The organism is Microcystis sp. M_OC_Ca_00000000_C217Col (genome assembly GCF_007095585.1).
GTDB classification, from domain to species: Bacteria; Cyanobacteriota; Cyanobacteriia; order Cyanobacteriales; family Microcystaceae; genus Microcystis; species Microcystis panniformis.
The window spans coordinates 1-6,078 of the sequence record NZ_SFBV01000364.1; the positions used below are offsets into that span (position 1 = coordinate 1).

Below are 6,078 nucleotides of genomic sequence, written 5' to 3' on the forward strand. Positions count from 1 at the left end.
GACTCTGTGTAAGACAGTACATGGTTTTTTAACTGTGGTATGCGACGGTGGTGGAAGCAGAAACTTAAATCGTGAGGTTTAGGAATCGCCGCACTTTTAGGGCGGCGAGGATGTCAATTAGCAACTCAAGAACACTCTGCACAGTGATGCGCGTCCCTTCTATGCAGGGCTTCCCAAAATGAATTTGAGGGTTAACAGAAATTTTATACATTGTTGTCACCTAGTCGTAAGATGCCCTTATTTTAGATCACATTGCACAAAAAAAGCCGTATAACAAGTCGCTGCACCGGAACGCCGTCATTTGGTTGGTTAAGTGTGATGCCGAAGGCACTGCGTAGCAGCACGCCGATCTTGTAGGGTGCGTTACGGCGAATTATTAATTTTAGTTTTTTGACTAAATTGGTAGCCGCCTAACGCACCCTACACTCTGAATATACAGCCCTGAGAGCAGAAATCCTTCAGGCTGATAATATTTGCCTATTATCTATTGGGTGTAAGCAGGTAAGTCTTGACTCATTTGGTTTAAGTTGCTGGCAATGGCTTTCATCGTCATAAAAGCCGAGCTAAAGGCGATTAGCTCATTTAAGGGATAACTTCGACTCTCAACCCGCAAGCTCAGTAACTGCTTCTCAAGAGATTCATCGCAGTTTGTTGTGCGATCGCTTGTAATTCAGGTAAAAACTTTTGTCGTATCGGTTCAGGAAGCGGTTGCTGTAGCCCATCTTGTAAAGCATCCAGTTGAGCCCAGAGTTTTTGTTCGTAGCCGATGCAGAAATTCCAAAAATTTTGGTGTTTGGTTGCTAAAACCGTGGAAATTTGTTCGAGACTGGCAATCTTAACCGAGGCTGGATGTTGGGCAATCGCCACTGTGATTGCCTGCTTCAGTTGAGCGATATCTGACGGTGGTATCGTATCCTGAAAATAGCCTGACAGCAGTTTTTGATATAGCTGTCCCATTTTCTTAAAAGTCACAGAAAAATCTGTTTCCAGTTGGTTTGTAGCCGATTTTGTCATAAATACAGTGGTCAGCAACACCCCCAGAAACGCGCCTACGGGAACTGAAATTAGTGCGGCCCAAATTCCTTGCTCGAAAAAAGGAAAAATATCCTTCCCGATGGCATCGGCTGCTACAATCGCACCGATGCGAGCGATTGGCGTAAACCCCAGCCAAGCACAACTGAAGTAGGCGAAAAAATAAGCCAGACTGCTACTAAAAGGATTATAACCAAAGGACTTGACCAACAGGTAAATACAGAGAATCGTCAAACTCAAGGAAACAGTGGCCGCCCAACCAATCGCGATCGCTCGACCCCGTGTCGGTTGAATGACAGTGACCACTGCACCTACTACCACAATATCTGCCACTTTTTCGTAAGCAGAAGGATAGGGAAACTCGATGTGACGAATAATAGCCAGTAACAAACCAATAACCAGGCCAAGACTGACAATTTCTCTCAGGCGTTTTAGGGGTATAGGGGCCCATTTGGGAAAGGTAATCAGGTGTCTTCGCCTGAAAGTTGCAGTTACTTTGGTTTTATCGATTATCCTGCCTCCTAATCCCTCGCATTGTTGAATAAATCGAGATACAAGTTGAATAAATTGATAAAACTGTAGTGATTCTTGAACATCATACCGATTAATCTCTCCACTGGTTCGGAGATGATCAAGTTTACCCCCAATATTCCCTAAATCTTCTTCTAATTCTCTGAGGTAAGGGGTAGCTAAGATTTTTTTGGCGTTACTCAGATCCCTCAAGCTATCAAAGCTGTCGGTAAGATGAGTCGCCAATTGGTAAAATTCCGCCCTGAACTGACCCACTAAATTTTGTTCATGCTTTTCGCCCTTAAAAGCCATCAGATCAGCTAATTGTCGAGTCAATTGGTTCTGAATTGCCAAGATTTCACTCCAATTTTCTGCCACCAATATCTCACTACCGAATTCATGGGTTGCTTTTGTGAGCATTGAAAGGCTAGTTTGTGTTGATTTTTTAATCTGATTGAGTAAGTTAAGCTCGTTCTGCTCAATAGAAAGAGAATAATCCCGCTCCTCGACCTCAGTTTTTAAGTGGCGATCGAGGATTTTTTGGAACAAGCGCGGTATATCTTGAAGGATTCCCATCAAGTTCCGGTTGAGATCGGATCGAGTATTCTGGGGCCAAAATAGTAAGGCCACAGCAATTCCCACAGCGATTCCGATCCAGTTATCGATCAGGCGCGATCGCAAATAGAGCCAGATATCTTGTTGTGCTGATGTTCCTACCACTCTCATGGCAATTAAAGCGCCCAGTAGTGTGGCTTGGGAATAAGCGGCTTGCCATCGGTAAGTTTCACAGATCAGGGCGGCTAAAATGTAGGTGAGAGAGGGAATGACAAAAAAACTTGAGCCTTGGATTCCGTAGGCGTTCACCAGGATAGCGGCAATGATTCCCCCCAAAGCACTTCCCCCCAAACGCCCCAAACCTGCGGCGATCGCACCTCCCATGGATGGCTCAATCAGTACAGAGACATACCCAAAGACGGGATAAACAAAGTTGTCTAATACATTTCCTCGGTGCCAAAAGAAACTCGTTAAGAGAGCAGCACCTAGGGAAAACTTCAATCCCTGTCTGATCATTAGCCCGTTTTTACTGTCCAAGGTATCTCTATATCCTTTTTCGGCTTACTCATTGTTACTCATTAATCGCTCGCTCAATCCCATATAAAATTAGTGCCAAAAACGTCACCAACCAAAACCAAAGCTGAGGAGGCTCACTATGGATCAAGATTACTAAGACAAACGCTGCGGCGATAATCCACCACTTAAACCACCAAGTCCACCATTGAGAACGTCTTTTCGGATTTTCCATATTAGGTTTAACCGTTTATTCTAGTCGTTGTTTCTTTCAGCTACTTACGCTCGCAAGATTGTGGTTAACGGTCGTACACCCCTGTAATCCAGCGAAAAGCAGGGGTTATATAACTCACTAAAGAACGCTCTTCTACCACGGCATGGACATCTGCGGTAGTCCCGTTGGTAATTGTTTGGGGAGCTCCCTTGGCTTGGGTCCAGTAAAAACCACTCGGTGTATTGCGATCGACCTTCAGCGCTAAAGTGGCTTTGATAACACTTGCATTGACGGGTATAGGCTTATCGCGATCGTCTTCATCTCTACCCAGAAACAGTTTGCTGGCGAGTTCATGACTTCCGACTATATTTGCCAGTTCTGCCACAGTTACCGGCTGCTGATCGACGGAAACCACCTTAGCGACGATACCCCCATAGCGTTCGCGATCATAGAGATCGGGAACGACTTCTACTTCCTTGCCCGGTTCTAATCGTTTGGCATCACCACTCTTAAACAAGGCCACCACGTTGGTCTTGGCCTTTAGATTGGAGACTTCTAATGTACCTATGCGCCCCCCCGGAGCCAGGACTTCCCCCGGATTAACAGATAAGTCTAAAATCTTGCCGTTGTACAGACTCACTACATTTTTGTTGGCTTGAATGGTGGTTTTTAACGTATTAATCTCTCGTTGCTGGTCAGCGATCGCATTGTAACGAAGAATATCACTGGCTGTATCTTGGAGGTCTATTTGCCGTTTTTCTGTGTTTAGTATATTATTCTGGGCCGTCAATGCGTTCATCTGCGCTCGCAGGCTTTCATCAACCCCCTTCAGGCGATCGAGTTCTATTTGGACGCGATTGATACTATTAGAAGCCTCTAGATTATTGAACTGAAATAAATAGGAGGGAAAATCTAGCTTGGCGACAGCCCCCTCTTCGATAAGTTTATCGTAGGCGGCTAGTCTTTCATCCGTTGAGTTCTGGAAATTTTTAAGGTATCGAGCATGGGAGAGATAAGCCTCTCGCTGTTTTTGATTACTGGATAATTGAACTTGAAGTGCTTTAATCTGAAGCTGATTGGCCTTTTGCTGGCGCTCTACTGAGGCTGCATTCAATTGGCGACGACTCACTTCAACAGAGTCCACTCTTTTATCCTGCTGCTTGAGATCTGCTAACCTATCCTTTTTATCTTTTAATTCTGTTTCTAATTCAGGAAACTCTAAAGTTGCCAGTAATTGCCCTTTTTTGACAGAATCTCCCGGTTGAATCAGGAGGGTTAACACCCGCCCACCTTGACGGGGTTCGATATTAACAATAGAACGAGGAATCAAAATGACCGCTCGTCCTTGAACAGGAGTCGGAATCTTGCCAACTATCGCCCAATAACTCAGTCCTCCGAGCAAAAGACCCACCGGCATTAAGCGCAGCATTATCTCCCCTAATCTTCCTGTTGGCTCCGAATATTTAAACGGTTTTTCCGAATCAATTTTAGGATCAATTCCCGTTTTTATTTGATTATCATTCTGATGTTCTATCCTAGCCTGCGTTGTTTTCTTCGCACCCATATCTGGATGCTGATGATTCTGATCAGACATAGATTCGGCTTGATTTTTTGCCATTGTAATGAGTAAAAATCACTTAATTTGTAACATGATAAACACCCAGAGGATATTACTTTAGACTAGGAAAATCCCCTGAAAAAATCGCTCAAGCTATTTTTGACATAATATAACTAGGCTACCTCGAAAGACTTACCGAAGGCTCAAACCTTTAAAATTTCCTGTAAGAAACCTAATAAAGTAGCAAACTTGATGTGACCTAAAACAACCTAATTAGGGATCAAGTGTTTGAGTCCAACACTCCGACTAGAGAGATAATCTATCGAACGAGTTTACACCATTCCAGCTTCTAACTTACATAAGGCGTATAGTCTCATTGTAACCGTTCAGGGGGGGGATGTCAAGCCGCCAGTGGCATTGACTCAGTGGAAGGACTCTCCTGGGGCAGCACAGAGATGGATACTACTATTTCACATTAGCCGCTCTTTTCTAAGTCTTTTTAGATTACTAGATTTTGTCCCCCCCTGAACTAGGGTTGATTCATTGTAGGGTTGATTCATGAATCAACCCTACCCCCTGAACGGTTACTTCAAGGGAGAAAAAGCGATCGGGCTATAATAGAGCAAATTTCATTTTCACTTGAGAAAATTCATTATGACAGCTACTATTGAAGACATTCGGGAAATACTAAAGGAATTGGCCCAATCCCAACAAGAGTTATCCCAATCCCAACAAGAGTTATCCCAAGCTCAACAAGAGTTATCCCAAGCTCTAAACAAATCAAGGAAACAGATAAGCAAATTAACAGAGTTAGTAAGCAGATTGGGGAGTTGGGCAATCGTTTAGGAGAGTTTGTCGAGTGGCAAGTACGTCCTGCGGTGGTGCGTCTGTTTCAGGAGCGGGGCATTGATGTGCATGAGTTTCACCCTGGTATTTCGGTAAAACGGGATAATGAGGGTTTAGAGATTGATCTATTGGTAGTAAATGATACCGATGCCATTTTAGTGGAGGTCAAAAGTAAGTTAACTCAAAGGGATGTGGACGAGCATTTACAACGTTTGGCTAAGTTTAAGCGGTTAATGCCTCGTTTTCGAGATGTAAAGGCTTTGGGAGCGGTAGCAGCGATGATTGTTCCCAATGAGGTGGCGAGTTACGCTTGTCGTCAGGGTTTATTTGTGTTGGTGCAATCAGGGGAAAATGTAATAATTTTAAATGATGCGGAGTTTACGCCCCAGGTTTGGTAGGTTTAGCTTTCGTTCCACCCCTTCGCTAGGAAGAATGTATCTTAGAATACATTTTACCCACCAAATCCAAGAGAGCCGATTCCATTCCCGCCAATAATCAACGCTAAAATTATAGTAAATCCCTTGAGTATCGGCTACATCACTTTAGCTTGAGAGAAATTCACTATGACAGCCACTATTGAAGACATTCGGGCAATACTAAAGGAATTAGCTCAATCCCAACAAGAGTTATCCCAATCTCAACAAGAGTTATCCCAAGCTCAAAAAGAAACAGATAAGCAAATTAACAGAGTTAGTCAGCAGATTGGGGAGTTGGGCAATCGTTTAGGAGAATTTGTCGAGTGGCAAGTGCGTCCTGCGGTGGTGCGTCTGTTTCAGGAGCGGGGTATTGATGTCCATGAGTTTCACCCTGGTATTTCGGTAAAACGGGATAATGAAGGTTTAGAAATTGA

Annotated in this window: 5 protein-coding genes and 1 pseudogene; 2 read left to right on the forward strand and 4 right to left on the reverse strand. The window is 43.9% G+C overall.

The window, feature by feature from the left end; translation table 11 throughout:
* Nucleotides 1–64 precede the first annotated feature (64 nt).
* The 4 genes from EWV66_RS23730 to EWV66_RS23745 form a co-directional block, all read right to left on the reverse strand.
* Nucleotides 65–211 carry a DUF433 domain-containing protein gene (locus tag EWV66_RS23730; protein WP_287107846.1) on the reverse strand — a complete coding sequence of 49 codons (147 nt, stop codon included), beginning with the start codon at nucleotides 209–211 and terminating at the stop codon, nucleotides 65–67.
* A 404-nt stretch (nucleotides 212–615) separates the two neighbouring features.
* Complete coding sequence (locus EWV66_RS23735) at nucleotides 616–2,634, reverse strand: aromatic acid exporter family protein (protein ID WP_287116054.1); 2,019 nt, start codon at nucleotides 2,632–2,634, stop codon at nucleotides 616–618.
* A 34-nt stretch (nucleotides 2,635–2,668) separates the two neighbouring features.
* Nucleotides 2,669–2,845: a hypothetical protein gene (locus EWV66_RS23740; protein WP_170915562.1), complete on the reverse strand. Its 177-nt coding sequence runs from the start codon at nucleotides 2,843–2,845 to the stop codon at nucleotides 2,669–2,671.
* Nucleotides 2,846–2,909: 64 nt separating this feature from the next.
* Nucleotides 2,910–4,442 carry an NHLP bacteriocin system secretion protein gene (locus EWV66_RS23745; protein WP_287116055.1) on the reverse strand — a complete coding sequence of 511 codons (1,533 nt, stop codon included), beginning with the start codon at nucleotides 4,440–4,442 and terminating at the stop codon, nucleotides 2,910–2,912.
* 594 nt (nucleotides 4,443–5,036) lie between these two features.
* Here EWV66_RS23745 and EWV66_RS23750 point away from each other — a divergent pair.
* A pseudogene (locus EWV66_RS23750) lies at nucleotides 5,037–5,626 on the forward strand (DUF3782 domain-containing protein).
* A gap of 165 nt (nucleotides 5,627–5,791) precedes the next feature.
* A partial coding sequence (locus EWV66_RS23755; RefSeq protein ID WP_287116056.1) for a DUF3782 domain-containing protein occupies nucleotides 5,792–6,078 on the forward strand: 287 nt, incomplete at its 3' end.